Consider the following 25,793-nt stretch of genomic DNA (forward strand, 5'->3'; position numbering starts at 1 on the left):
TAGGGGGTCAAGGGTGCGTTGCGGGTTGAACGGCAGTGGCGGCCGGAGTGATCTGGGACGAGACAAACTACTTCACTAACAACAATCCGAATATACCCCTTAGGGGTATCAAATTCAAGTGGCCGCCTTCCCTCCAAGTCACCTTCCCTCAGGTGCGGCGGCGACCTCGTTCCAACCCTTGTGTGCCGTCAGCATTGAGGACCGGGATACCCTCAACCCCGATGCTCACTAGCAAGGCCCCTGTTGGACCGGCCCGGACTAGTGATTCGACTCCATTGTCGCAGATACCCCCGTGGCGTATATTGGGCCGGAGGCGGGGCCGATGCCTGGTACGAGAGAGGACGAGCCATGAGAGACCACGCTCGTCACGGAAAATCCTCTGAATCGTTCATAGCCTCGGCCCTAGTGCTGTCGGGTGAGGACCCTAGCGAGAGGGGTGTTGGATGTCCCCGTATGTGAGCGTGTTCATCGTCGTTGCTGTGTCCCTTGCGGCGATCGGCGGCCTGTATCTGCTCGGACGTGCAGTCTCCGTCTCCAGCGATACCGTCGAAGTGCTTCCGTTCCAGTCGGGCTGGAAGCCTCAAGAGCACGCGTTGTCTCGTTTCCATGCCCGCTGGTATCCGATGACACTGGTGTTCCTCGCCTTCGACGTCGAGATGCTGTTCATGTACCCGTGGGCCGTCGTGGTTGCCCAGATGGGCACCGAGGTGGTCATAGAAATGTTCGTCTTCCTCGGCGTGCTCGTTGCTGGCATCATCTGGGCCTGGCGGGAAGGAGCTTTCCGGTGGGTCTAAACAGGGTATTCGCTCGCCTGTCCACCGGCCGTGTCCATGTCCTCATTTTGGAGATCCCGGGCTATTCACTGTTGCGCATGCACGCGGAGGCTGCGATCACCGCCCGGGGCTGGGTGCTCGCCGAAGCTCCTGCCGACGCCGATGTCCTGCTTGTGTGCGGCGAAGCCACAGGCACGTTCGATGAGATCGCCGACGGGCTCTGGAACCAGATCCCCACCCCCCGCCACCGCACCGTCATCGTCGCCCTCGACGCGATGGCCGCCACTCTTGATTCGATCCCCACCGTTCTGACCGACCAGCAGAGGCAACTCGCCGATGCCCGGCAACGCCCCCAGCGCATCGAACAGGACATAGGCACGCACTCCGACGAAGACACAGACCCTGGCCACCACAGCACCCAAGAGCCTGGACACGCCGCGATGCACCATGGCCACGACAACGGTCAAGACCACGCAGAGATGCGGCACAACGGGCACGGCGCCCCTGCCACCGACGCTGATACAGGCGCCGACATGGATAGGGGAGATATGGAAATGCCCGGGCTGGATATGGGTGAGATGGACATGAGCCACATGGACATGTCCGGTCCGGCCGGCATCCCGCTTGCCAGCGGTGACGAGAGCGACCGCGACGGCCTTGAGATGGACGTCACCCATCTCACCCTCGGCCCGATCCTGCCCCACTGGCCCGCCGGTCTGGTGGTGCACTGCACGCTTCACGGTGACATCATCGGCGAAGCCCTCGTCGAACTCCTGCCCGGCCGCGAAGCAGCAGAAGCCCCGTCCGGGCCGCTGGCTGGGGCCATGGTCAGAGCTGCGGAACTCTGTGATGCCGCCGGGAACCTGCTCTCCGTCGCCGGGTGGGAACCTGTCGCGGCAAAAGTTTTACGGGTCCGCGATGAGCTCCTCACAGAAACCGCCTCCGGGCGAATTGCCGCAAGATTACACCGAACGTTAAGGCAGGTTGCCCGTTCACGGACCCTGCGATGGTCCCTTGCAGGCATCCCCAAGGCCGCCGGGATCGATGCACGGGCGAGGCTGCACGACTGGCTGAGCACCGCTGCTGCGCTGCTGGCCGGCGAACCACTCCCGGCGGATGAGTCCGACTGGCCGGCGACCCTTGACGACGTTCGGGGTGCGTTGATCGGGCAGGAACTCTCCACCGCCCGGTTGGTTATCGCTTGCATCGAGTCCTCCCGGATCAGAACGCTGATGGGGGTAAGTCATGGATAGTACGGTCACCGGTGCCCTTTGGGCGCTGATCCTGCCATTTGGCTTGGCCGTGGCGGCTCTGCTGGCCGCGGCCGGGAACGCTGTTCTGGACAGCCGTGCCCGTGGCTTGTCCGCCACGGCGGGCATGGTCGCACCTGTACGGGAGACCGCGCGTTTGCTGCGCCAACAGCGCCGGACACTACCCGGTGCCGACAGTCTGTTGTGGCGGATCGGCGGTGCCGGGCTGGCCGTGGCCGCGGTGCTGAAGGTTCTGGTGATCCCATTCGGTAATTTCACGTTCGCCGACCTCCCTACCGGGCTGGTCTGGTTCAACGCCATGGACGTGCTGCTCTGGGCGCTGTGGTGGCTGCTGGGCTGGGGCGCCAACAGCGGCTGGTCCCTGGTGGGCGGCTACCGCTTCCTGGCCCAGGCGCTCTCTTACGAGCTGCCTCTCATGTTTGCCCTGACAGCACCGGCGGTCGGTGCCGGAAGTCTCCGCCTGCTCGACATCCAGGACGCCCAGGACGGTCTCTGGTTCGTGGTCTGGATGCCCGCCGCATTCCTGGTCTACGCGGCGTCGGTCGTCGCGTTCTCCTCCTGGGGCCCCTTCCAGACCGCTACGGGACGGGACGCCGCCGGGGGCGTGATCGCCGAACTCAGCGGCGTCGACAGGCTCCTGGTCCTCGCCGGGCGTTATATGGTCCTGGTCGCGGGGGCGGCCTTTGCGGTCCCGCTGTTCTTCGGAGGAGGCTCCGGCCCCTGGCTTCCCGGTAGCGTCTGGGTGATTGTGAAGTCCCTTGCCCTCGTTGCCGTGTTCATCACCGCACGCAGGCTGTTCCCGACCCTGCGCCCCGAGCGCCTCGCCGAGATCGCCCTGGTGCTGGTCATGCCGCTGGTCCTCATCCAGGTGGCCGTCGCTGCCGTCATCGTCGTCGTGAACGGAGGGGCACTGTGATCCCTGCCATCCTTTTTTGGTTCTTCTCGGTCGTGGCCGTTGCCAGCGGCGCGGCCGTGTTCATTGTCAACTCGATGGCCCGCGCCTCCTATGCCCTGGCCGTCTCCTTCATCGCCGTCGGCGCGATCATCGTGCAGCTGCACCTGGACTACATCGGGGTGATCACCATCTTGATGATGGTGATGGAAATGGCGATCATGGCCGTGTTCATGGTGATGTACATGGGGATGAACCCGGCGCTGATGCCGATGGACATGACCCACCACAAACACCGGTCGGCGATCATCGCCGTGGCCGTGTTCGTCATCCTGGCGGGCGGGGCCCTGTTCATTCCGTGGCCGGCACGGATAGGTGTGCCTCCCGGGGATGTGACGGCGTCGTTGGGGCAGGCTCTGATGGGATCGAAGATGCTCGTGATGCTGACGATCAGCCCCGCGCTATTCGCCACTATCGTTGCCGCACTGGTGCTGGCCAACCCCCGGGGCCGCTACGACCGTCTCGGTGACAGCCTGACACGGGGCGGCGCCGACAAGGGGACCGCCCCCGAGGATCCGATCCGGGGAGGGTTGGGACGATGACGCTGCAATTGGTGTTGCTGATTGCGGCCGCCCTGTTCGCTGTCGGCCTCTATGGGGCACTGTCCCAGCAGGTCGTGGTGATGGTGATGATGGGTATCGAGCTGATGATCAACGGCGTGTTCCTGGCCGGTGGTGGACTCTGGTTTTATCTGGCCCCGACCCCTGACGGTCAGACACTGCTGTTGGTGATCCTGGCGGCCATGACGGTGGAGATGGCGATGGGTTTCGCCGCCGCCACCGTGGTCCACCGCTCCAGGAACTCCGACATGACCGACGCTGCCACGGAGCTGCACGGATGACCGCGGCGCTCCTGGCCGTCATCGGGCTGCCCGCCCTAGCCGGTGTCGTCCTCTTGCTGGCGGGCCATTACATCGAACACGCGGCCCGTGCACTATCCATCACCGCCGCAGCCCTCACACTTGTGGCCGCCGTCACCGCCGCAGTGGCAGCTCCGGCGGTGAGCCTGCCGTTCATCTCACCGGATGGTGCCGGACTTGCCGTCGACGGGCTCACCGCAGTCCTGCTGCCAACCGTCGCCGCGGTGGTCCTGCTCGTCCTGGTGTTTGCGTCCGCCGAGGGCCTCCGACCGGCGGCCAGATTTCACGGACTCATGCTGCTGTTCACCGCAGCCGTGACGCTCACCGTCACCGCAACATCACTGCCCGCGCTGCTCGCCTCGTGGGAAATCATGGGTGCTACCTCTTATGCCCTGATCGGATTCCGCTGGCAGGAGGCCCGCACGATGCCGGCCGGCCTGGTGGCGTTCGCCGTGACCCGTACAGCCGACCTGGGCCTCTACGCCGCTGCGGGGGCCGCGGTTATCGCCGGGCACGGCTGGCGCCTGGCCGACCTTGCCGACGCGGACGGCCCGTGGCTGCACGTGATCGCCGCCGGTGTGCTCCTTGCAGGATTGGGGAAGGCGGCGCAGCTGCCGTTTAGCTTCTGGCTCTCCCGGGCCATGGAAGGACCGAGCCCGGTCAGTGCCCTGTTGCACTCCGCAGCGATGGTCGCGATGGGCGGCTACCTCCTGCTCCGGCTCGAACCAGTCCTGCTGGCCTCCGGCTGGGCCGGCCCCACGGCCGCCTGGATCGGCGCCGCCACCGCGATCGTGCTCGGCATCGTCGCAATCACCCAGACAGATCTCAAACAGCTGCTCGCCGCCTCGACGGCGGCCCAACTTGGCTTCGTCGTCCTGGCCGCCGGGATCGGAGCCACCGCCGGGGGCACCGCTCAACTCGTCGCCCACGCCGCCACCAAGGCGCTGCTCTTCCTGGTGGCCGGTGTCTGGCTCACCGCCGTGGGGTCCAAGCAGCTCCCTGCACTGCGCGGCATCGGCCGGCGCTGGCCTCTGGTTGGGGCCACATTCCTGCTCGGTGCCGTGTCCTTGGCCGGACTGCCGCCGTTGTCGCTGTGGTTGGCGAAGGACGCCATCCTCGCCGCGGCCCTGCACGCGAGTCCCGCCCTGTATGCCGCCGGCCTCATGGGTGCCGGGTTGGCCGCCGCGTATTCAGCCAAGATGATCGCCGTCGTCTGGGCCAAACCGGGCCTGCAGGAACAGGCCGACATTAAACAAGGACGGTGGGATACGGAACGGCATGGCACCCGGCAGGTCCCGCCGGCGGTGACCGTTCCCTTGATCGTTCTGGCCGTCGCGGCCGTGCTGGTGGGTGTCTTGGCGGTCCCGGGGGTGTCCGAACCGTTCCGAACGATGATCCAAGCGCAGACGGAACCCGAAAGTACTGTTTGGGAACTGGTGGCCTCCGCGGTGATCGCCATCATGGTGATCACCTTGGTGTTTCGCCGCGGCACCCCGCACTTCACAGCGGCAGCCGACTGGTTCGGGCTTGAACGGGCCGCGCAGGCGGTCGTCGTCCGCCCCATGTTCCGCAGCGCGGAGGTGCTGGCACGCTTGGACGATCAACTCAACGCCGCGATCCTGGACTCCGGCCGCCTTCTGGATCGGGTCGCCGCCGGAATGGATGTGCTGGATCACGCCGTCGGTCGCACCCTTGGCGCCATCACGGCCGGCACCGCCGCGCTAGGGCTGCTGGCCCGCCGAGCCCAAACAGGCGCCATCGCCGATTACTACGCCGCGGCCGCCATTGTCACCGTTGCTGCTTTTGCCCTTCTGATCGTCGTGAGGTAGCCCGTGCTCAGTATCGTCATTTTCCTTCCTCTCCTCGTCGGGGCGGCTCTGGCCGTCATGCGCGGGTTGCCGGCCAGGGCGGCCCGGCTGGTGTGGCTGGCCACCACCCTGGCCGACCTCGCCTTGCTGATCGTGCTGACCTTCACGGCCAGTACGGGGGCGGGCGGGCTGCGGGCGGAGGAACGCGTTAACTGGATGCCGCAGCTGGGCAGCAGCTATCACCTCGGCGTCGATGGTCTGTCTCTGCCTTTGCTGCTGCTGGCCGGCGTCATCTTCGTCGTCTGCGCCATCTGGTCCCTGCGCGAGACCGACCGCCCACGGCCGCAGGCCGCCCTATTCCTGTTTTTGCAGACCACCTGCCTGGGACTGTTCGCCGCACAGGACCTGATCTTGTTCTTTCTTTTCTTCGACCTCTCCATCGTTGGCATGTACTTCGTCATCGCCGGCTGGGGGCACGGCAACCAGCGGCACTCTGCACTGGTGTTCTTCATCTACACCTTCCTTGGCTCCCTCGCCCTGTTGCTCGGGTTCATCGGCCTCTACCTCGGGGCCACCCCGCACACCTTCGACATGGTCGAATTATCCCGACATGGCGCCTTCACCGGCACCCCGGCCGCCGCAGGATTCGTGCTGGCCGCGATCGTGATCGGCCTGGCTGTCAAAACCCCGACGTTCCCGTTCCATTCCTGGCTGCCGCCTGCCCACACCGATGCCCCGACCATCGGATCGGTTGTCCTGGCCAGTCTGCTGCTGAAGATGGGCACCTACGGTTTCGTCCGGATTGCGATGCCCATGCTTCCGGATGCCTGGCGGAGCTGGGCCTGGGTGATCATCGCCATCGGGATAGTCTCGGTCCTTTACGGCGCCCTCGTCGCACTGGTACAAGCGGACATTAAACGCATGATCGCGTTCACCTCCATCAACCACATGGGCTACGTCGTCCTCGCGGTCGGCGCCGCCGGTGTTCTGGGACGCACCACCGCCGAAGCGCAACAGCTGGCCATCGCCGGGGCGGCTACCCAAATGGTCTCTCACGGCCTCATCACCGGCGCCCTGTTCCTGCTCGCCGGCGTGTTCTACGACCGCACCGGCAGCTACGACCTTCGCCAGTACGGCGGCCTCGCCCGGCCCGCACCAGCGTTCGCCGGTTTCTTCGCCATCGCCGCATTCGCCTCTCTCGGACTTCCGGGGTTTAGCGGCTTCATCGCTGAGTTTCAAATCTTTACCGGCAGCATCGGCACCGTCCCCTGGACACTCATCGCCCTGCCGGGCATCCTGATCACAGCGGTCCTGTTCCTGCGCGCGTTCCAGCGCGTGTTCACCGGAGAAACGAAGCAGCTGTCGGCCGGTTTCGCTGACCTCCACCCCCGGGAAACCACGGCACTGGCGGTGCTGACCGTGCTTAGCGTTCTCATCGGCATCGTCCCGGGGCCGCTGCTGGCAATGATTGAACCGGCCGCCAAGGTTCTCGTGGGGAGCCTGACCCCGTGACCTCGATGTCAATGAACATGGACTACTTGGCCCTATTGCCCGAAATTGTTCTCCTCACAGCCGCGGTACTCGTTCTTTTGGGCGGCAGCTTCCTGCCCCGCACCCGGCAGGTCATCACCCGGTGGCTCACTCTCGCCGCCCTTGCGGCCAGCGCGACAGCCGGCCTGGCCGCACTGGCACGGGCCCCGGAAACAATCTTCGACGGCAGCTACACCATCGACGCATCGACCACCGTCGTAAGAATGGCGGCACCCCTGGCCACCCTCGTCGTGATCCTAATCGGCCGGCATGAATTCACCGGCTCCGCCCGAGAGAGTGAAACCTATGCGCTCCTGCTGTTGGCAACGCTGGGAACCGTCATCATCGGCGGCACCACCGACCTGCTCGTCCTGGTCGCCGGATACCTGCTGGCCAGCATCCCCCTCTATGCACTGATCGGATTGTCCCGCAGCGGACCAGCCGCGGAAGCAACGCTGAAGACCTACCTGATCGGAGCCCTGTTCGGCGTCCTCCTCATGGCCGGAGTCACCCTCCTCACAGGACTCGCCGCGACCAGCAACTACCTGAACATGAGTAAATCGCTGGGCAATGCGCCCGTCGCCGCCCTCGCCGGTGGTGCCGTTGCACTGCTGATCGGACTGACGTTCAAAGCCGGCGCGGTTCCGGGCCACTTTTGGATCCCGGACGCCAGCCAAGCCTCCGGAGTAGCCGTCGCTGCGTTCCTGACCACGGTGCCGAAAATCGGCGCCCTCGTCGCCCTGGGCCGCCTAGTCGAAATCATGCCCGACACAGTGGACGTGCCCTTGCTCATCGCCATGCTTGCCGTGATCAGCATGACCGTCGGCAACCTCGCCGCCCTGGCACAGAACAACGTCCGACGCCTACTCGGCTGGTCCACGGTCAGCCAGGTCGGCTACCTGCTGATGCCCCTCGCCGTCATCACCGCCAGCGACGGCGCATGGTTGGCCTTGCTGGCCTACATCGGCCTCTACGCGCTCACGAACCTTACCTTGTTCGCCGTCGTTGCCTGCTTCCCCCACCGGGAAGAGCTTGACGACTGGGCGGGCATGGCCCGGACCCACCCCTGGCTCACCGGAACATTGATCGTCGGAGCACTCAGCCTGGTGGGCACCCCTCCGACGGCGGTGTTTATCGGCAAAGTCGCCGTCTTCACCGTCGCCTGGGACGGCGGAATGCCCTGGCTGGTCGTGGTCGCCGCCGCCAACACCGTCCTGAGCCTTCTCTACTACCTCAGGCTCATCCGACCCGCCTTCCGAACACCCGGATTCAGCCCCCAGCACGGGAGCCGGGGCACGCCGGGGGTGGCCCTGACTGTCAGCGGGACGGCTGTCACACTCGGTTTCCTGGTCCTCGCAGCGGGTGCCGTGGGTGCCGGAATCTGGTTGGTGTTCCTCGCGTAGGTTATCCACGGTCCGGATCGCTGGTGCATTCGATGAGCTTCTCAGCAATTGTTGCGGTGGCGTCGTTTAGAGGTCGCAGAGGCCGATTCCTTGCTCGTCAAGGCAAGGTGAGCGTTTTCCTGCCGACGGGCCGATGGAGCGCAGGCACGTGCACGCCGGTCCTTTCACGGCGGGCATTGTCAGCCAAACGAACCGTTGCATCTTGTTGAACGTGCCGAAATCCAGGACGGCGCCGTCGAGTTTGGCAGCCAGTTCATGGCTGACGCTGATCACGATCCCTTCATCCTTCCCGGACGTCGCCGGGGCGCTCAGCTGGCACCGGATCGGCTTCTTCGGTTCCGTCCGGGAAAAATAGAGGCCCTGCCTGCGGCAACCACCCTGGCCCTGGTAGCAATGCAACAAGCCGCCGAACACGCCAATCATGGCAAGAGCGTCGCCGGTCACGATGAAGGTGCCGTGTCCGGGGATGGACGCCTTCAGTCCGCGGCCCAACGCCTCCGGGCTTTCCACACCAGTCCGTGCCTCAGTGATGGACGTGCGTGGAAGTCTCACGACCGGCCTCGGTCTTCCCCGGCGGGTCGGTGATTGGCGTGATTGCCATGTCGTCGAGTTTGGGAAGGGCATGTTCCAGTCGGTGTTCAGCGGCGTGGAGGGTTTCCTGGACTGCGGACAGGGCGGCGTCGGCGACGACGACGGTGGCCGCTCCCTGGAGTCGGTGGCCGACCCAGCGCAGTTGTAGCCGTTCCACGGCCAGGATGCCGGGAGTTCCTTCAAGGGCTGATTGTGCGCGGGTGACGAGTTCGGGCTCGATCCCGTCCATGAGTCGGCGGCCAATACTTTTGACCGTGCCCCAGAGCAGGACGATGATCGCGGCGGAGATGAGCAGGCCAACGATCGGGTCGGCCAAGGGGAAGCCAAGCATGACCCCGCCCGCGCCCAGGACGACGGCGAGGGAGGTGAAGCCGTCGATGCGGGCGTGGACGCCGTCTGCCACCAGTGCGGCGGAGCCGATCTGCCGGCCCACCCGGATGCGGTAGATGGCCACAGCCTCGTTGCCGGCAAAGCCGATCACACCGGCAGCCAGCACCCACCACAGGTTGTGCAGTGGCTGGGGGTTGAACAGCCGGTCGATGGACTGCCAGGCCGCGACCACGGCGGACAACGCGACAACAGCGACAATGAATAGCCCTGCCAGGTCTTCAGCCCGTCCGTAGCCGTAGGTGTAGCGCCGGGTGGCGGCCCGGCGGCCCAGGATGAAGGCAATCCACAACGGCACGGCAGTCAGGGCATCGGAGAAGTTGTGGATGGTGTCCGCCAGCAGGGCCACGGAACCACTGATGAGGACCACCAGGAACTGCAGGACGGTGGTGCCCAGCAGAAGGAAGAGGCTGATCTTCAGGGCGCGGACGCCCTGGACGCTGGACTCCAGGGCGTCATCGATCGAATCAGCCGCGTCATGTGTGTGCGGGACGAACAGCTCGAACAGCCACCCCTTGAACCCCGTGTGATGCTTGTGGGAATGTCCATCATGGTCATGGTCGTGGGAGGGGGAGTGTCCGTCGTCATGCGCATGGCTATGTGGGTGGTCGTGGCCGTCGTCGTGGTGACGGTGGCCCGCCTGTCCGTTGAGGCTCATGCTGTTTTCTGCTCTGCGCGGTGGTGCGCGGGCATCCCACCGAGCGCGTGCTCGGCCTGGTAAATCGCGTCAGCGACCAGCTGGCGGGCGTGTTCGTTCTCCAACCGGTACATGACCTTCGTGCCATCTTGACGCGTGGAAACGATCCTTGCCAGGCGCATTTTGGCCAGATGCTGCGAGACCGCGGCCGGTGATTTCCCCACCGTCTCCGCGAGTGCACCCACCGCCATTTCACCCTCGCGCAGGGCCAGGATGATCCGTACCCGAGTGGCATCGGCCAGCATGGCGAACACCTCGACCGCCAGTTCAACGTATTGGCCGTCGACGTCCAGGGAACATTCTTTCTTGTTTGCATTCATATGCACATACTTGCATAAAGGTTGCCTTGGTGACAATCAACAGGTTCGGCCAGCGCCAGGGAACGGTAAGCCCGCTGCGTGAAGCCAAGGCGTCGGCGATTTCGCATGATCGCGATAGGGCACGTCTTGTGCCGGCTGTACCGGTTCTCCGCCGGAGGGTGGATAGAAGCGTTGCATGGCCCCTGACGGGGACCACGCGCTGCCTTAGGCAGTCCCTCTCACCGGCGGCCGAGGTGCGTCTGCACGCGTGGCCCGGAGATATCCTGGTGTATATCTGTTCATATGATAAAGTGTTCATATGAAAGTGAGACTGCAGACCGTTCCGAACCTGAATGACCGTCCCATGCATGATGTCGATGGCGGCCTGGCGCGAGTTGAAGTCCTCCAAGGGGCGCTGCCGTCGGCAGGGGATGTCGAGCGGGTCGCCGCCGTGTTTCGGCTGATGGGCGATCCCGGCCGGGTCCGGATCCTCGCCACCCTGCTCGAAGCCGGCGAGGTCTGCGTACATGACCTTGCCTCGGTCAGTAGCCAGAGTGAATCCTCGGTAAGCCAAGCCCTTCGGCTCATGCGCACACACCGCGTCGTGGAAACCCGCCGCGCGGGCCGCGTCGTGTTTTACCGGCTCGCCGACAGCCACGTCCGGATGCTGCTGGACATTGCGATCACCCATGCGAGCCACACCCCGGTTGTCACCTCAACCGCTACCCCCACTGAACCGTCCACCAAAACCACCCATCAGGAGCCATCGTGAACCCCTCACCCGCCACACTCACCTGCCCCAAGTGCGGAGCAGAAATGCGTCCCTACGAACGCAACGGCATCATCATCGACCAATGCACCGGGTGCCGCGGAATCTTCCTGGACCGCGGCGAGCTCGAGTCCCTAATGGACGCCGAAAGCTCCTTCAACGCAGCCGGGAATCCCCTCCCCGGATACGCCCAACCCCAGTACCCGGACCAGAGGGACAGCCACCGCGGAGGCCACGGCTCCGGACATGGCGACCGGCACGACGGCCGCAAGCGCGGCGGATTCCTCGGGGACCTGTTCGGCTGACCCCCGACGCTCTACCCCCCTCCTTAACCCGACCGGCCCTGACACTGGGAATGAGCATTCATGGCAACCGACACCCAACTTGACCTGAAGACCGTGCTGCCCGAAGCATTGGATGAACAGGACGCCTGCGTCCACACGCTGACCGATGGCCTTCAGGCCCGGGAGGGCGTCATGAGCGCCCACGTCAAACGCGCAAGCGTCACCGGCGCGGCGCAGCTGTGCGTGCATTTCGAACCTGACATCATCAGCCTGCAGCGGATCCGTGAATTGGCACTGTCCCTGGGTGCACGGGTGGACAGCGACTTCGGCCACCTCAGCATTGACGTGGCCGGCATTTCCAGGCCCGCCCGGGCGGCCCTGCTCGAACAGCGGCTGCGCAGCCTGGAAGGTGTGGCGGAGGCCCACGTGTCCGCCACCGGTTCCGTCGCCGTCGAATACCTCGCGGACCGGACCTCGGAGAAGTCGATCACGGACCTTCTCGAACGCTTCGGCACCCCGCCGCGCGCAGGACGTCCCGGTCCCGCCGAAGCACCCACAACGGGTGCCGGCGCACCCAAGGCCGAAGCGCACGATCACAAGCACGGTGGGATCTTCGGTGAGCGAAGCGAGCTGATCTTCGCGATCCTGTGCGCGCTGACCCTCGCCACGGGTTTCCTGCTCGGGCTCAGCCCCGCGGTGCCGGACGCTGTCTCGACGGCACTGTATATCGCCGCGTATTTCTTCGGCGGCTACTACACGCTCAAGGAAGCCATCCAGACGGTGATGGCCAAGCGGTTCGAAATCGACTTCCTGATGCTGGTCGCGGCCGCCGGCGCCGCGGTACTCGGGGACCTCGCCGAGGGCGCCCTGCTGCTGGCACTGTTCAGCATCGGCCACGCCCTGGAAAGCTACGCCATGGGACGGGCCCGGCGCGCCATCCAGGCACTGGCCGAACTCGCCCCTGAAAGTGCGATCGTCAAACGCGACGGCACCGAGCAGGAGATCCCGGTTGCAGAACTGCGGCTCGGCGACACCGTCATCATCAAACCCAACACCCGCATCCCCGCCGACGGTTACGTCACCGTCGGCCAAAGCAGCGTGGACCAGTCAGCCGTGACCGGGGAAAGCATCCCCGTGGACAAGGCCCCGATAGGGCCGCTGGCCTCCCGGACCGAGGTGGACATCCCCGCCGAAAGCCGCATCTACGCCGGCACCGTCAACGGGCCCGGGGTACTGGAAATCACAGTGACCCGGCTGTCCAAGGATTCCACGCTCGCCCGCGTGGTGCGGATGGTCAGCGAAGCCCAAGCCCAGATTTCGCCCACGCAGCGCTTCACGGACCGCTTCCAGCGCGTGTTCGTCCCAGCGGTGCTGATTCTCGTCGTTGTACTGCTCTTCGCCGGACTCGTCATCGACGAACCCTTCTCCGCCACGCTCTACCGGGCCCTGGCCGTCCTGGTTGCCGCTAGCCCGTGCGCGCTGGCGATCTCCACACCGAGCGCCGTCCTGTCCGGGCTGGCGCGGGCAGCACGCGGCGGCCTGCTCATCAAAGGCGGCGGAGCTTTGGAGAACCTCGGCACGCTGCGTGCGATCGCCTTCGACAAAACCGGCACCCTGACGGAAGGCAAGCCCGAACTGACCGACGTCCTACCGGCCGACGGCGTCAAGGAATCCGAACTGCTCAACGTCGCCCTCGCTGTGGAGTCCCAGAGCGACCACCCACTGGCCTCCGCCATCGTGACGGCGGCCCGCGCCCGGCTGGACGGAACACTCCCGCTCACCGCCGGTGCGGTCACCAGCATCACCGGCCGCGGCGTCAGTGCCCTGATCAACGGCGAGGAAATCCATATCGGCAAGCAGCGGCTCTTCACTGAAATCGACGGAACACCGCTGACGAAGGACATCACCGACTCCACTGCCCGGCTCGAAGCCGCGGGCCGGACCACCATGGTCGTTCGTCGGGGGTCCCGGTACCTGGGCGTCCTGGGCCTGATGGACACGCCACGGGACTCAGCCGCACTGGTCATCAAGCAATTGCGCGCCGCGGGTATCCGCCACATGATCATGCTATCCGGCGACAACCAGACCGTCGCGGACGCGGTAGCTGCGAAGCTCGGACTCGATGAGGCCCGCGGGGACCTGCTGCCCGAAGACAAGGTCGCGGCCGTGATCGACCTACGCACCAGGGAGCACAAGGTCGCCATGGTCGGAGACGGCGTCAACGACGCACCGGCCATGGCCAATGCCACCGTCGGGATCGCCATGGGAGCCGCCGGATCCGACGTCGCCATGGAAACCGCCGACGTGGCCCTCATGGGCGACGACCTCGAACGGCTCCCCTTTGCCGTGAACCTGAGTCGCCAATCCAGCCGGATCATCCGCCAGAACCTCTGGGCCAGCCTCGGCGTCGTCGCCCTCCTCATCCCGGCCACCATCACCGGGACCATCGGAATCGGCCTCGCCGTCCTGATCCACGAAGGATCAACCCTGCTCGTCGTCGCCAACGCACTCCGCCTCCTGGCCTACCGGGAGCCCAAAACCAGGTCGGGGACGGATCTACGTGGCCCCTAACCCTCGAGAGGCTCAAGGGTCGCGTCGACGGGCACACATCCTCCCGGTACCAGCGCCGCAAACAGCCGACGGCAAAGGAATGATGCCGACATGGCAGGAGTGAAACCCGCGGAAACCTCGGCGGCGCTGGTCGGCTCGCAGGGAGCCACGGCCCGCAGGAATACGCGCCGGTCACTGGTTGTTGGGTGCCCGTGCTGCAGGTAGTCAAGGAGTGCCTCGCCGACCACGACAGAAACGGGAAAGACCGTGGAGTAGCCGGTCTTTCGCTCGGGGACTGCCAAACGCCCACGCTTCCAGTCAATGTGATCAAGGGCCAGCGCCGCGACTTCCCGGCCGCGCAGCCCACCCCTATACTGGGGTTGCTAGGTGCCGCTCGTTAGCTGAGGCTCCTTCGCGGAAACAAGCCAGCGACCCCAAACGTCGAGAGACGCCAAGGGTCAGGACAGGCCTCCCCGGCTCAAGGGGTGGCCCCGATTGGCTCCCGGCGCATGCGCCAGGTCACGACGCGAAGTGCCAAAGGTCTTACGAGGAGGGGCAATCGCCAACGCTCATCGTTGGACTCCTCACCTGCACTGAGCGGGAAGACAGGAGCCAGCCCATGCCCGATGGCCATAAACCGGCTCCTCGCCCCCGCAGTAACCCCTGATCCTGCCTAAAAACTCCCCACTCAGGAAGCACCATCTCCCTTGGCCCTCGGCCGCTCGCGTCCGTGAACTGCCGAGCCCATCAGCACATTCCCCCTCGCCGCCCCCTGCCCGGGGAAGAACGAAGGTCCTCATGACTATGAACACCCCACCAAATATTGAACCTCCCCGCTCGGCCGTCCTCGATTCAGCCCATCTGGGTGACATCAAAGGCGCTTTTGGCACCATTGGCCTGCACGACGATGCGCCCCGGACCACTACCAAGGCACGGCTGAAGACCCTGATCGCCATTGTTGGCCCGGGCCTGATTGTCATGGTCGGAGACAACGACGCCGGAGCGTTCGGCACCTATACCCAGGCTGGGCAAAACTACGGAACATCGTTGCTGTGGACGTTGCTGCTGCTGGTCCCGGTGCTGTATGTCAACCAGGAGATGGTGCTGCGCCTAGGCGCTGTCACCGGGGTGGGCCACGCCCGGCTGATCATGGAACGCTTCGGCAAGTTCTGGGGCGCCTTCAGCGTGATCGACCTGTTTGTGCTCAACGCGCTAACCATTGTAACCGAGTTCATCGGCATCAGCCTGGGTCTGAGCTATCTGGGCATCCCGCAAATCTTTGGCGTGGTCATCGCCGCCGTGGTGATCATTGGCGCCGCCAGCACCGGGTCTTTCCAGCGCTTCGAACGGGTCTGCATGATCCTGATCCTCGGATCGCTGCTATTAGTGCCCGTCGTACTGATGGTGCACCCGCCAGTGGGCCAGATTGCCCGGGACTTCTTTATTCCGGGACTGCCGGCCGGGGCCGAGCTCTCCACGGTGATGCTGTTGATTATCGGCATCGTGGGCACCACCGTGGCCCCGTGGCAGCTGTTCTTCCAACAGAGCTACATCATTGATAAGCGCATCACCCCACGATTCATGAACTACGAGAAGGCCGACCTGTGGATCGGCATTGTGATCGTCGTCGTAGGTGCCGGGGCCATGATTTCCATCGCAGCCGCGACCTTTGCCGGCCGGCCCGGGTCTGGCAACTTCACCGACGCCCTAGGCGTCGCCCAAGGATTGGGGCGCTATGTCGGGAAGATCGCCGGGATTCTCTTCGCCATCGCCCTCATTGATGCCTCGATCATCGGAGCCGCCGCCGTAGGCCTCTCGACGTCTTACGCACTCGGCGACGTCCTCGGACTCAAACACTCCCTACACCGGAAAGTCTCCGAAGCCAAGGGCTTCTACGCCGTCTTCGCCGGGCTGCTCGTGGTGGCCGCGGTCATCGTGCTAATCCCCGGCAGCCCGTTGGGAATAATCACCGTCGGTGTCCAGGTATTGGCGGGGGTTCTCTTGCCCTCGGCCTCCGTTTTCCTACTGCTGCTTTGCAACGACAAGGCCGTGCTGGGCCCGTGGGTGAACCGGACCTGGCTGAACATTTTCACCGCCCTGGTCATCGCTGTGCTCGTCATGCTCTCCCTGGTCTTGACCGCCAGCGTCGTCTTCCCCAATATCACCTCCGGTGCCATTCTGGCGATCCTGATCGCCGGCAGCACGGCTGGCGTCCTCGCCGGCGCCGGCATTCTCATCAGGCGGCGCCTGCATCCAGTTACCGCCCCCGCGGTCCCTGTTCGCAGGGGGGACCGGAGCGAACGCTTCGGCTGGCGAATGCCCCCGATCGCCTTGCTGCAAAAACCGGTGATGTCCACCACCCGGCGGATCGGGATGAGCATCCTGCGCGGCTACCTGCTGATCGCGATGATCATGGTCATTGTCCGCATCGTTCAACTCGCCCTGGGCCACTAGCCACCGGCACACCCCCACGCGATAATTCAATTCATACCGGTATGCCACCGGCCGGTTCCGCTCCAGAAAGGAGCCACCCATGAACACCCCACCGCTAAAGCTCTCGGCCCTGCTCAAGAACGCCGTCATTGATGCCAAGGGCCTGCAAATCGGTACCCTGGCCGACCTGATCGTCTGCCTGAACCCGGACCACGCCCCCCAGCTGTCCGGGTTGGTCCTGCGTATCGGCTCCGGCACCGTATACGCACCAATCTCGATAGTGCTGTCGATGACATCGGAACGGATCACTCTTGCCAGTGCCCGGCTGGATTTGCGCCCCTTCGAACGCCGCGACGGGGAAGTACTCCTCCGTGCCGATGTCCTGGGCCACCGCATGATCGATATAGGCCACGCGGCCCTGGTGCGTGCCTACGACGTCCAACTCGAACACAACGCCCAGGGGTGGACCGCCACGGGAGTCGACACCCATAAGGCGCGCCGGCTCAACTTCAACCGTGACCACGAAACACACCCGGTCCGGCGGTGGGAAGACTTTGAACCACTCATCGGTCATACCGATTCGCTAGCCAGCCGCGCCGGTGGAACCGGGCTAGACCGTCTCAAGGCGCCGCAGTTTGCCGATCTCATCGAGGAAGCAACAACGGACGAGCAAAACGAGCTCCTTAACCACGTCCATGGGAACCCGGAATTGGAAGCGGACGTTTTTGAAGAACTCGACGACGACAGCCAATCCGAAATCCTGGCCGCCCGTACCAACCGGGAAACAGCGGCCATACTGGGCCGGATGCGTCCCGACGACGCGGCCGATGCCCTCATGGACCTTCCCCAGGACAGGCGCACCGACGTCCTGGGCCTACTACCCCAGCCCCAACGCGCACGAGTCACCAAACTCCTGGGATTCCACGACGCCACCGCCGGAGGCCTCATGGGCCTGGACTTCATCCAATTCCCACCCGATACCACCATCGCACTGGCCCTAACCGCCCTGAGCCGATCAACCACCAGCCAACCCGAAGCACTCAACGTACTCTTCAGCATCGACACCGGCGGCCGGCTCGTCGGCTCCCTCGGACTTGTCCAGGCACTCCAACTGCCGCAGGACACACTGCTGCTGCACGCCTGTGACCCGGACCCGGTATTCGCCACTCCTGGCGACGACGTCGTGGACGTCACCAACAGAATGGCCGACTTCAACCTACTTCTCCTGCCCGTCCTTGACCCAGAAGGCCGGATCCTGGGCGTGGTCACCGTCGATGACGCCCTCGAAGCAGCAATACCGCAAGACTGGCGCCGCCGCGAAGCACAACCCCACCCCAGCACACCCACCAACCACCACTAACAAACCCAACCGTTTCAACGATCCCCTTTCACTGGTCATTCGAAGCGGCGGATCCAGTTCAGCACCACCGCCGGATCCGCATTCAAAGCCATCCTCACCAGCTGCCCGGTGTCGGGATTTAACGTGCAACCAACCACGGCAATCGCGTGAACATCAAGCTCAATAAACGTATGCTGAAAAATAGCGTGCGACACGAGGCGCTTGTTGTTCGAATGGGGGTGTGAGACCTCGATCTGCTGGCACTCGTTGGTGCTGGTTGAAGCATGCAGGCCGCGGAAAATCCGATGACATTTGACGCGCTAGCTGCTGCTGGCCAGGTACTCGCGGAACACATCTCGGCCCTACTGGACCCCCTTGCAGAAGGCGACCGGGAGGCCCTCCGGTTCCTGCTTAACGCCCGGGATACCATGGAGCACCAAGGCACTGCGGACCGCCTGATCCTTTCCGCGCTGCTGCGGACCATGGAGCTGGGAGTCGATGCTCGCAAGGCCCTCGCTGTCGAGCAAATCCCAGAAGTCAGTCGCTTCAGGACGCACCGAAGCGACGTCCTGCAGACTCGGGTCGGACGTGCCGAAGCCAAACGGCTGGCTACCACCATCAATCAATTCCAGCTGGAGCGCGACAAGGAGCAGGTGGAAGAAATCGTCAGCTTCATGGCTGCCGGGTTCATGGTCCTGCCCGGACTTGGCCCGGTAACGTCAGCGCAAGTCCTCGTCTCGTACTCGCACCATGGGCGGGTCAGATCAGAAGGGGCCTTCGCCGGACTGGCCGGGGTGAACCCGATCCCGGCCTCCTCAGGCAACAAGACCAGACACCGGCTCAATCGCCACGGCGACCGACAACTGAACAGGGTACTGCACAGTTGCCCGGTCACGAATGATGGTTGACGCAGCCACCAAGAAATACGTCGAGCGACGCACCGCCGAAGGAAAGAACAACAAGGAAATCCGCCGCTGCCTCAAGAGATTCACCGCCGGCAATCGTTCAGGAAGCTCCAAACCCTCTTGACTTAAACCATAGAAGGGCCGTCTAGACGGTGGTGAATTGACCCATCATCCCCATGTCGGCGTGCCGGATGAAATGGCAGTGGTACATGTAAGGTGTTGCCGGATCGGCGTATTGGCTGAACTTAATCTCAATGCGGGCGGTGGCTCGCACCGGGAGGAAAACGGTGTCCTTCCATCCGGCGAATTCGGGTGGTGGATCGACGCCGTCGATGTCAAGAATCCGGAACTGTGCCCCGTGGAGATGGAAGTTGTGTGCCAGGTGGTCCGTGTTGCTGACGTTCCAGGTTTCCACGGCGCCTGCGCGGACGGTCAGGTCGATGCGTGACATGTCCATGAGCTTTCCGTTGATGTACATGTCTTTGAGAATGAAGCTGCGTGTGCGGGCAGCTTCTTCCAAGTCAAGAGAGGCTGGTGTGGCCAGGCTCGCAGGCAGGCTGAGAACGGCGGCCAGTTTCGCGGCGGTCCGGAACTGCAGCAGATCCAGGCTGTCATTACCACCAGCCCGGATGTTCAATTCTCCACTCATGCCCAGCTCCTGGGGAAGTGATTGCAGGACTGGCCGCTCCCCGGCCTTAAACCGCACCACGATTTCAGCACGTTCTCCCGGGGAGAGCATCAACCTTTCGACGGGAACGGGGGCCGGCAGCAGGCCGCCATCGGTGCCCACCACCGAGAACGTCCTGTTGTCGCTGAACCCGAAGTTGAAGACGCGCGCCGTGGCAGCATTGAGGATCCGGAGGCGCACAGCTTCGGTGCGGACGAGCAGGTACGGATTGATCGAGCCGTTGATGAGTATGGTGTCGCCCAGCAAGCCCGTGGGTGTATCCGAAGTCACCCGGAAGGAGCCGTCGTCTGTGAATGCGCGGTCCTGGACGATCAGGGGGATGTCATCCACGCCGTACTCTGTGGGCAGGCCCTGGTTCGGCCCGTCCCCGTCGACAATGAACATGCCTGTCAGCCCCCGGGTCATTTGTTCTTCTGACTTTCCATGGACATGGGGGTGGTACCAAAGGGTCGCCGCGGGTTGGTCTATTGTCCATTCAGGTATCCATTGCGCGCCCGGGGCAATGACCTGGTGGGGGCCTCCGTCGTGGACAGCTGGTACCTGCATGCCATGCCAATGAACAGTCGTCGGGTCCGGCAGGGCGTTGTGGACAGCCACGCGCACCTTCTCACCCCGCCGGGCTCTAAGGGTAGGACCTAAAAAGGCTCCATTGTAGCCCCAGGTAGGGGTGGGTGCAGCAGGGCGGAAATGGCTGTTTCCTGCTTCGGCCGTCAGTTGGAACAACCGCGCCCCATCGGAAGCAATGGTGGACGGGGCCAACGGCGGAATGCCCAATGGATTCGCGAAGTCCAAAGTCCCGACTGTGGATAAGACCTTCGCCGTGCCGACGGTGCAGCCGGTCAGCATCAGGCTTGCGCCAACTCCGGTTCCCAGCAGGAATACACGGCGCGAAACAAGGGGGGGCATGTCTCCAGCTTAGCCTCGATCTCAAATTGAATTTGGCAGGCCCGGTACACCGCGTATGGCAGGCGGCGAACTGCTGGTCAAAAGTACCTGCCGCCACTGGTCAAAACCATTGGCGGGAACGGTCAATAGAATGTTCCGTCTCTGGTCAGTTTAGAGTTGCCGCTAACACTCGGAAAGGGAACTGATGGCAGGAACTTCAGAAGTGATCGCTCAAGCAGCGGTCCTGGTGGCCTTCCCGATAGCGGCGGCCATCATCGGATCCATTGTTTCCGTTGTGCGTCCTCCGGACCGGAAAACCACCAGCGCGGTTCAGCATTTCGCGGCCGGCGTTGTCCTGGCCGCTCTTGCCGGTGAGGTGCTTCCTGACCTGCGCGGTGAAGGAAGCCTGATCTGGGCCATTTCCGGATTTATCCTCGGCACGGCGGTGATGCTCACCCTCGGAGCGATAGGGCGCAGGCTGGAGAAGAAGCAGGAAACACAGGCTGGATTACCGCTGGGCCTGCTCGTGGCCGTTGGCATCGACCTTCTTTTGGACGGACTCCTTGTCGGTCTCGGAGCCACTTTGGGTTCCGGTCAGGGGTTGATCCTGACGATCGCGCTGACGATCGAAATTCTTTTCATAGGACTGTCGGTAACTGCTGAGTTGACTCAAAAGGGACTCAGCCGGAGCCGTGCCGTCCTCACAATCAGCGGACTCGGCCTCGCTACCGGTATCGGCGCCCTGGGCGGAGCAGCGGTTCTCGGCGGCGCAAGCCGCCCAGCCTTAGCCCTCGTCCTGGCCTTCGGCGCAGCGGCACTTCTATATCTCGTGGTTGAAGAACTGCTCACGGAGGCGCACCAACAAGCCGAAACCACATTCCTGGGAGCCATGTTCTTCCTCGGCTTCCTCACCATCTATGTACTCGGCGCGCTGTAATATCGGCACGGCGGAATCTCCCATCGAAAGTGGCCACTACCGGGTCAATCACCGCAGCCCAAGCGGCTGCGTTAGCAAGCCCGATGAAAGGTCGGCTGCCGTGGCCAAAAGGCCTACCACCGCAACAATAACTTTAGGAGTACTCCGTGATTGAAAGCGATCGCGCTTGGCTGGGCAGAAGGCCTTGGACGCCATCGGACTTTGACGGGACCGGGACCGGGCTGCATAACAAAGGCCTATCCAGCAGGTCCGTCACTTGCGTCGCGGCCACAAGGTCCCGCTATGGCGGCGACACCCGGGGCACATGGCAATTCCACCGGTCGCCATGTGCGCTTCACGATGCTTTTCAGCGATCAGACCACGAACACGCGGGAGGGCAGTAGCTTGGGCGTCAGTTACCCCGCATTTACTCGCGGCGGTCGGGAAGTCTCGGAGACGGGCGCGGGACGCGCCCGGAGGAATCGTCTGTGGATCGCTCTCGTCGCAGTCCTGGTCCTGACCGCGGTTGCGTTCTTTGCCATGGGCCGGCTATCGGCGGCACCGACGCCGATAGCCGATTCAGGTGCCGACGCCGGATTTGCCCGGGATATGCAATCCCACCATGCACAGGCCGTTGAGATGGCCTTGGTGATCTGGGAAAAGTCCGCCAACCCGGAAATCCGTGCCGTCGCCTACGATATTGCCATCTCCCAGCAGCAGCAGAACGGGCAGCTGTTCGCTTGGTTGCGGGACTGGGGCCTGCCCCAGTCAGGCTCCGCGCCGCCGATGGCGTGGATGGCCGGGACTGGCCGTGATGGCAGTTCGGCCCACTCGATGGCACCGGGCGGCGCCGCCGCAGGTGGGATGGAGGGTATGGCCACCGCTGAGCAGATGCAGATGCTGCGCGAGGCATCCGGTGCCGAAGCTGACCGGCTCTTCACGGACATGATGATCCGCCACCACCAAGGCGGCGTCGCCATGGCCAATGCTGCCGTCCGTCTCGCGAAGACGTCCAAGGTCCGCGATTTTGCCGCCCTCATCGTGGAAGCGCAAACCGCGGAGATCGCCGCGCTCCAGGAACTGCGCGGCAGACTCTGACTTCTTTGGATGAGCGAAAACCATAATGTCGGAACCAGAACGCCTCGCGGAACGAATAGTCATTATGAAGCGATCCATGCAACGAGTGCACCGCCGACAGACACAAGGCGTGGCGTGCCTAAGGCCGGTTCTCTGAAAGCCGATGGACCAGCATCTAATGAGTCGATCGACCGACGGCGATACCGGTGCCTCCATCCTCGCCGAAAACGCCCGGAGGGCATCGGCGGCGCCGAAAGCCTGGTTCGGCGCGTGCGGATCACGCGTGACGGGACTACGCTTCCGGAGGCGCCCGAGGGCCGCTTCGTCACCAGTTCTGGACATGGTGCAAGCACTCCGCCGGACCGTAGCAGGGAGCTGATGTCCACTTCCCCCTCCCGGGCACCATGCCGCGTAAGCGCCGGATCGGCGGTCGGACTTTCCGCTCAGCTGCAGGGCTGGACGACATTCGAGTCGTTCCTTCGGCTCAGCGATCAATCGTTGAACGGCCAGAATGCGCCCGGCAATAATTAAGCTACGTAAACCTTGCCTAATTGACGTGATTCTCGTCACAACCTACGCACTCCGGGTAGAAACTTAGGTTTGGCTAACATAAAGTCAGTGAGGCGAGCTCGGCCTGAGATGGAGCTCGCAAAGCCCTGACCAGCTACTGAAAGGCCCCTCATGAAGTTCCGTCTCAAGGCCGCTTACAGGCCTTCCACGGCCATCGCAGCCGTCGTCTCGCTGCTCGCCCTCTCCGCCTGCGGTACCGGCGCCGCCGGCACGGCGCAGTCCGGCGCCGCCGACGACGGTATCACCGTCTACAACGCCCAACACGAGTCCCTCGGGAAGGCATGGGCGGACGCCTTCACCAAGGAAACCGGCATCAAGGTCACCCTGCGTAGCGGGGAAGATTCCGAACTCAGCAACCAACTGGTCCAGGAGGGCAAGAAGTCCCCGGCAGATGTCCTCCTGACCGAGAACTCTCCGGCGATGACGCAGGTGGAGAACGCCGCCCTGTTCACGGATATCGACAAGGACACCATCGCCCAGGTCCCGGCAGGCTATCGCCCCTCAACCGGAAAGTGGACCGGCATCGCCGCCCGCAGCACCGTTTTCGCCTACAACAAAACCAAGCTCAACGCAGACCAGCTGCCCAAATCCATGATGGATCTGGCCGGCAACAACTGGAAGGGCCGCTGGGGCGCCGCCCCTTCAGGAGCGGATTTTCAGGCCATCGTTTCGGCCACGCTGGAGCTCAAGGGCGAGGACGCCACGCTCTCCTGGCTGAAGTCCATGAAGGACAACACCAAGGCGTACAAGAGCAACGGCACCGCCATGAAGGCCGTCAACGCCGGCGAGGTGGACGGCGCCATCATCTTCCACTACTACTACTTCGGCGACCAAGCCAAGACCGGGGAAAACAGCAACAACGTGGCCCTGGAGTATTTCAAGAAGCAGGATCCGGGCGCATTCGTGAGCCTCTCTGGCGGTGGCGTCTTGGCCTCCAGCACGCACCAGCAGCAAGCCCAGCAGTTCCTGAAGTTCGTTACGGGCAAAACTGGTCAGCAGATTCTGCAGAACGCCACCAGCACGACCTTCGAATACCCGGTGGGGAGCAATGTTCCCGCCAACGCCAAGCTGACACCACTGGCCGAGTTGGATGCCCCCAAAGTTGACCCGGCCAAATTGAATTCACCGAAGGTCACCGACCTTATGATCAAGGCGGGACTACTCTAAACTCCGGCAACACTTCCAACGGTAATGGCGCCAAGTACTGCGCCATTACCGGCAGTCACTCCGCCGCCTGGCAGAGGCAGGCGCCCGGTCTCCGTACGCCGTCGTACTTGGGTTTGCGCTGATCGCCGCTGATCGCGCTGGATCCGGCCGCCGGCGTGTTCCGGCGGGCTGTCCGAGTCCCGATTGGGAGTCGGACAGTTCTTATCTATACCTATGCATATGATAATACATTTAGGTGGGCCGAAGACTTCAGGTCGTTCCTGAGCCTGATGGCCTGTCCGCCTTGGCGGCGACGGTGACGACTGTGCACAAATCGAGATTCTCCAAAGCGTGCTTCCCTCGGTGCCGGATGTTGAACGGGTCGGGGATGCCAACCGCGTTCTAGCAGGACGCCCAGAACAGGCTCACCTCGATCGTGGCCAGCTCTTTGCGGGAGAGCTCGCCGACGTCGGAAGCCTGAGCGACGACGTCGGCATTTCCGGGGCAACGCGACGATAACCGGGCCGCCTGGCGGGCTCACCACCAGCAGGCCGTCATCGAGGAAACGCTGAGCTGGACGACTACAGGGGTGGCTTGTGAAAAAGTGAAATATCCGACGCTAAGCTTTTGCCGAGCGCCGTAGGGGCCTGTATTTGCCAGGTATATGGTTGCTGGTGCGTGGTCAGGGGTAGTCGCAGGCGTATGAGAGCCTTTACGGCAGGGATGTTCGGCACAGCCGTGAAAGGAGGTACGAATCATGATGGGTGACTGGTTCGGCATGGTGGGCTGGTGGTGGGCCATAGGCCTGCTGTTGGCCATTGGCCTCGTCTTGGTCATCATCCGCGGCGTCCGCGCTGCTGGCGACGACAGCGTCCAAAACAACAGTCAGGAGCCCCGAGGCACGGACAGTGGGGCCGCCGAGACACCAGGGGTGCCCGCGGGATACTCGCTGAGCGATACTCACGTGGTGAACTGAGTGCACAGGAGTAACAGGAACGTCTCCGTATCCTCGGCGAGGGCCCTTAACGACTCCGGACACCATCTTCGGCGGGTAATCCGCCGTTTTTGTCGCCAGCCAGAGCGCTGCCCTGGGCTACGCTGGTTGGCCGGGCGGCATTCAGCAGCCTGTTGATTGCCGCCACCGCACCGCGGACGGCTCCAGGGCCGTGACGCGTTTAACCGCAGTCGCTCTCCACGGCCCCACGTTGGCAGGGTCTCAAGGGGTTTCGAGTTCCTTCAGGGCTGCGAGGAGCAGGTGATCGGCGTCGGTGGCGACTTCGGCGACGGCCGGGGCGTCGCTGAGCTGGACCATGGTCTGCGCATCGATGGTCTGGATGACAGTAGTGCCGTTGTCCGGTCCGCGCCGGATGACGACGTTGCAGGGCAGGAGCAGTCCCATGTCCGGGTCCGCGGCGATAGCTTTCTGCGCCAGGGCTGGGTTGCAGACGCCCAGGATGAGGTAGTCGCCCAGGTGCTGTCCGGCGTCGGACCCGAGCTTGGCCTCGAAGGTGGCGCGGACATCGATTTCGGACAGCACGCCGAAGCCCTGCCCCGAGAGGGCTTCACGGGTCCGGGTTACTGCTTCCGGGTAGGGTAGGGCGACGGTGATGGTGTGTGCGTAGCTCATTGTGGTGCTCCTTTGTAGGTTTTCTCAGGAATGC

General features: G+C 63.9%; 26 protein-coding genes and 1 riboswitch. Of the genes, 19 read left to right on the top strand and 7 right to left on the bottom strand.

Going from position 1 to position 25,793, the window contains the following annotated elements; genetic code table 11:
- The first annotated feature begins 443 nt into the window (after positions 1–443).
- Genes LOH53_RS13675 through LOH53_RS13710 form a run of 8 tightly spaced genes read left to right on the top strand, consistent with a single transcriptional unit; the run spans position 444 to position 8,596 of the window.
- Positions 444–794 (top strand): NADH-quinone oxidoreductase subunit A, encoded by a 351-nt coding sequence (locus LOH53_RS13675; protein ID WP_230068310.1) that lies wholly within the window; start codon positions 444–446, stop codon positions 792–794.
- A complete protein-coding gene (locus tag LOH53_RS13680) occupies positions 785–2,026 on the top strand; it encodes a hypothetical protein (RefSeq protein WP_230068311.1) in 1,242 nt (413 codons plus the stop codon). The genes LOH53_RS13675 and LOH53_RS13680 overlap by 10 nt, the downstream gene beginning before the upstream one ends.
- Entirely contained in the window at positions 2,019–2,960 is a 942-nt protein-coding gene (locus tag LOH53_RS13685) for a complex I subunit 1 family protein (RefSeq protein WP_230068312.1), read from the top strand. The genes LOH53_RS13680 and LOH53_RS13685 overlap by 8 nt, the downstream gene beginning before the upstream one ends.
- Positions 2,957–3,538, top strand: a complete 582-nt coding sequence (locus LOH53_RS13690) for an NADH-quinone oxidoreductase subunit J family protein (protein ID WP_230068313.1) — start codon at positions 2,957–2,959, stop codon at positions 3,536–3,538. The genes LOH53_RS13685 and LOH53_RS13690 overlap by 4 nt, the downstream gene beginning before the upstream one ends.
- Positions 3,535–3,837 (top strand): NADH-quinone oxidoreductase subunit NuoK, encoded by a 303-nt coding sequence (locus tag LOH53_RS13695; protein ID WP_230068314.1) that lies wholly within the window; start codon positions 3,535–3,537, stop codon positions 3,835–3,837. The genes LOH53_RS13690 and LOH53_RS13695 overlap by 4 nt, the downstream gene beginning before the upstream one ends.
- On the top strand, positions 3,834–5,684 hold the full coding sequence (locus LOH53_RS13700) for an NADH-quinone oxidoreductase subunit 5 family protein (RefSeq protein ID WP_230068315.1): 1,851 nt from the start codon (positions 3,834–3,836) through the stop codon (positions 5,682–5,684). The genes LOH53_RS13695 and LOH53_RS13700 overlap by 4 nt, the downstream gene beginning before the upstream one ends.
- A 3-nt stretch (positions 5,685–5,687) precedes the next feature.
- Positions 5,688–7,175: a complex I subunit 4 family protein gene (locus LOH53_RS13705; protein ID WP_230068316.1), complete on the top strand. Its 1,488-nt coding sequence runs from the start codon at positions 5,688–5,690 to the stop codon at positions 7,173–7,175.
- Positions 7,176–7,180: 5 nt separating this feature from the next.
- The gene (locus LOH53_RS13710) at positions 7,181–8,596 is read left to right on the top strand and encodes an NADH-quinone oxidoreductase subunit N (RefSeq protein WP_230068361.1); all 1,416 of its coding nucleotides are present in this window, start codon (positions 7,181–7,183) and stop codon (positions 8,594–8,596) included.
- A gap of 66 nt (positions 8,597–8,662) precedes the next feature.
- Here LOH53_RS13710 and LOH53_RS13715 read toward each other — a convergent pair whose 3' ends face one another.
- Genes LOH53_RS13715 through LOH53_RS13725 form a run of 3 tightly spaced genes read right to left on the bottom strand, consistent with a single transcriptional unit; the run spans position 8,663 to position 10,591 of the window.
- The gene (locus LOH53_RS13715; protein WP_230068317.1) at positions 8,663–9,148 is read right to left on the bottom strand and encodes a peptidase; all 486 of its coding nucleotides are present in this window, start codon (positions 9,146–9,148) and stop codon (positions 8,663–8,665) included.
- On the bottom strand, positions 9,120–10,232 hold the full coding sequence (locus LOH53_RS13720) for a cation diffusion facilitator family transporter (RefSeq protein WP_230068318.1): 1,113 nt from the start codon (positions 10,230–10,232) through the stop codon (positions 9,120–9,122). Before LOH53_RS13720 ends, LOH53_RS13715 begins: the two co-directional genes overlap by 29 nt.
- Positions 10,229–10,591 (bottom strand): ArsR/SmtB family transcription factor, encoded by a 363-nt coding sequence (locus LOH53_RS13725; protein WP_230068319.1) that lies wholly within the window; start codon positions 10,589–10,591, stop codon positions 10,229–10,231. Before LOH53_RS13725 ends, LOH53_RS13720 begins: the two co-directional genes overlap by 4 nt.
- A 298-nt stretch (positions 10,592–10,889) precedes the next feature.
- On the opposite strand from LOH53_RS13725, the gene LOH53_RS13730 reads away from it, so the two are divergent.
- From LOH53_RS13730 to LOH53_RS13740, 3 genes are read left to right on the top strand one after another with little or no spacing between them, the layout of a single operon-like run.
- A complete protein-coding gene (locus LOH53_RS13730; protein WP_230068320.1) occupies positions 10,890–11,342 on the top strand; it encodes an ArsR/SmtB family transcription factor in 453 nt (150 codons plus the stop codon).
- Positions 11,339–11,644 carry a TFIIB-type zinc ribbon-containing protein gene (locus LOH53_RS13735; RefSeq protein ID WP_230068321.1) on the top strand — a complete coding sequence of 102 codons (306 nt, stop codon included), beginning with the start codon at positions 11,339–11,341 and terminating at the stop codon, positions 11,642–11,644. The genes LOH53_RS13730 and LOH53_RS13735 overlap by 4 nt, the downstream gene beginning before the upstream one ends.
- A 60-nt stretch (positions 11,645–11,704) precedes the next feature.
- Positions 11,705–14,194, top strand: a complete 2,490-nt coding sequence (locus LOH53_RS13740) for a heavy metal translocating P-type ATPase (RefSeq protein WP_230068322.1) — start codon at positions 11,705–11,707, stop codon at positions 14,192–14,194.
- Here LOH53_RS13740 and LOH53_RS13745 read toward each other — a convergent pair.
- Complete coding sequence (locus LOH53_RS13745) at positions 14,191–14,475, bottom strand: site-specific integrase (protein ID WP_230068323.1); 285 nt, start codon at positions 14,473–14,475, stop codon at positions 14,191–14,193. The genes LOH53_RS13740 and LOH53_RS13745 overlap by 4 nt on opposite strands.
- Before the next feature lie 84 nt (positions 14,476–14,559).
- A riboswitch (M-box (ykoK) riboswitch) is annotated at positions 14,560–14,733 on the top strand.
- A 244-nt stretch (positions 14,734–14,977) separates the two neighbouring features.
- On the opposite strand from LOH53_RS13745, the gene LOH53_RS13755 reads away from it, so the two are divergent.
- Together LOH53_RS13755 and LOH53_RS13760 are read left to right on the top strand one after the other, a co-directional pair.
- Complete coding sequence (locus tag LOH53_RS13755; RefSeq protein ID WP_230068325.1) at positions 14,978–16,627, top strand: NRAMP family divalent metal transporter; 1,650 nt, start codon at positions 14,978–14,980, stop codon at positions 16,625–16,627.
- A 79-nt stretch (positions 16,628–16,706) separates the two neighbouring features.
- A complete protein-coding gene (locus LOH53_RS13760; RefSeq protein WP_230068326.1) occupies positions 16,707–17,966 on the top strand; it encodes a magnesium transporter MgtE N-terminal domain-containing protein in 1,260 nt (419 codons plus the stop codon).
- 35 nt (positions 17,967–18,001) lie between these two features.
- Here the strand turns inward: LOH53_RS13760 and LOH53_RS13765 are convergent, their stop codons facing one another.
- The gene (locus LOH53_RS13765) at positions 18,002–18,160 is read right to left on the bottom strand and encodes a hypothetical protein (protein ID WP_230068327.1); all 159 of its coding nucleotides are present in this window, start codon (positions 18,158–18,160) and stop codon (positions 18,002–18,004) included.
- A gap of 90 nt (positions 18,161–18,250) precedes the next feature.
- Here LOH53_RS13765 and LOH53_RS13770 point away from each other — a divergent pair, with 90 nt between their 5' ends.
- Entirely contained in the window at positions 18,251–18,853 is a 603-nt protein-coding gene (locus LOH53_RS13770) for a transposase (protein ID WP_230068328.1), read from the top strand.
- A 142-nt stretch (positions 18,854–18,995) separates the two neighbouring features.
- On the opposite strand, the gene LOH53_RS13775 is transcribed toward LOH53_RS13770, so the two are convergent.
- Positions 18,996–20,444 (bottom strand): multicopper oxidase family protein, encoded by a 1,449-nt coding sequence (locus LOH53_RS13775; protein ID WP_230068329.1) that lies wholly within the window; start codon positions 20,442–20,444, stop codon positions 18,996–18,998.
- A 184-nt stretch (positions 20,445–20,628) separates the two neighbouring features.
- Here LOH53_RS13775 and LOH53_RS13780 point away from each other — a divergent pair, with 184 nt between their 5' ends.
- From LOH53_RS13780 to LOH53_RS13800, 5 genes are all read left to right on the top strand, one after another.
- Positions 20,629–21,360 carry a ZIP family metal transporter gene (locus tag LOH53_RS13780; protein ID WP_230068330.1) on the top strand — a complete coding sequence of 244 codons (732 nt, stop codon included), beginning with the start codon at positions 20,629–20,631 and terminating at the stop codon, positions 21,358–21,360.
- Positions 21,361–21,642: 282 nt separating this feature from the next.
- Complete coding sequence (locus LOH53_RS13785) at positions 21,643–22,437, top strand: DUF305 domain-containing protein (RefSeq protein WP_230068331.1); 795 nt, start codon at positions 21,643–21,645, stop codon at positions 22,435–22,437.
- 660 nt (positions 22,438–23,097) lie between these two features.
- Entirely contained in the window at positions 23,098–24,153 is a 1,056-nt protein-coding gene (locus LOH53_RS13790; RefSeq protein ID WP_230068332.1) for an iron ABC transporter substrate-binding protein, read from the top strand.
- A 330-nt stretch (positions 24,154–24,483) separates the two neighbouring features.
- Positions 24,484–24,651: a hypothetical protein gene (locus LOH53_RS13795; protein WP_230068333.1), complete on the top strand. Its 168-nt coding sequence runs from the start codon at positions 24,484–24,486 to the stop codon at positions 24,649–24,651.
- A 238-nt stretch (positions 24,652–24,889) separates the two neighbouring features.
- Positions 24,890–25,108, top strand: coding sequence for a DUF2333 family protein (locus tag LOH53_RS13800; RefSeq protein ID WP_230068334.1), 219 nt, complete (start codon positions 24,890–24,892; stop codon positions 25,106–25,108).
- 240 nt (positions 25,109–25,348) lie between these two features.
- Here the strand turns inward: LOH53_RS13800 and LOH53_RS13805 are convergent, their stop codons facing one another.
- A complete protein-coding gene (locus LOH53_RS13805) occupies positions 25,349–25,759 on the bottom strand; it encodes a DUF302 domain-containing protein (protein WP_230068335.1) in 411 nt (136 codons plus the stop codon).
- Between the last annotated feature and the right edge of the window lie 34 nt (positions 25,760–25,793).

The sequence above is a fragment of the Arthrobacter cryoconiti genome (genome assembly GCF_020905375.1).
Lineage (GTDB): Bacteria > Actinomycetota > Actinomycetes > Actinomycetales > Micrococcaceae > Specibacter > Specibacter cryoconiti.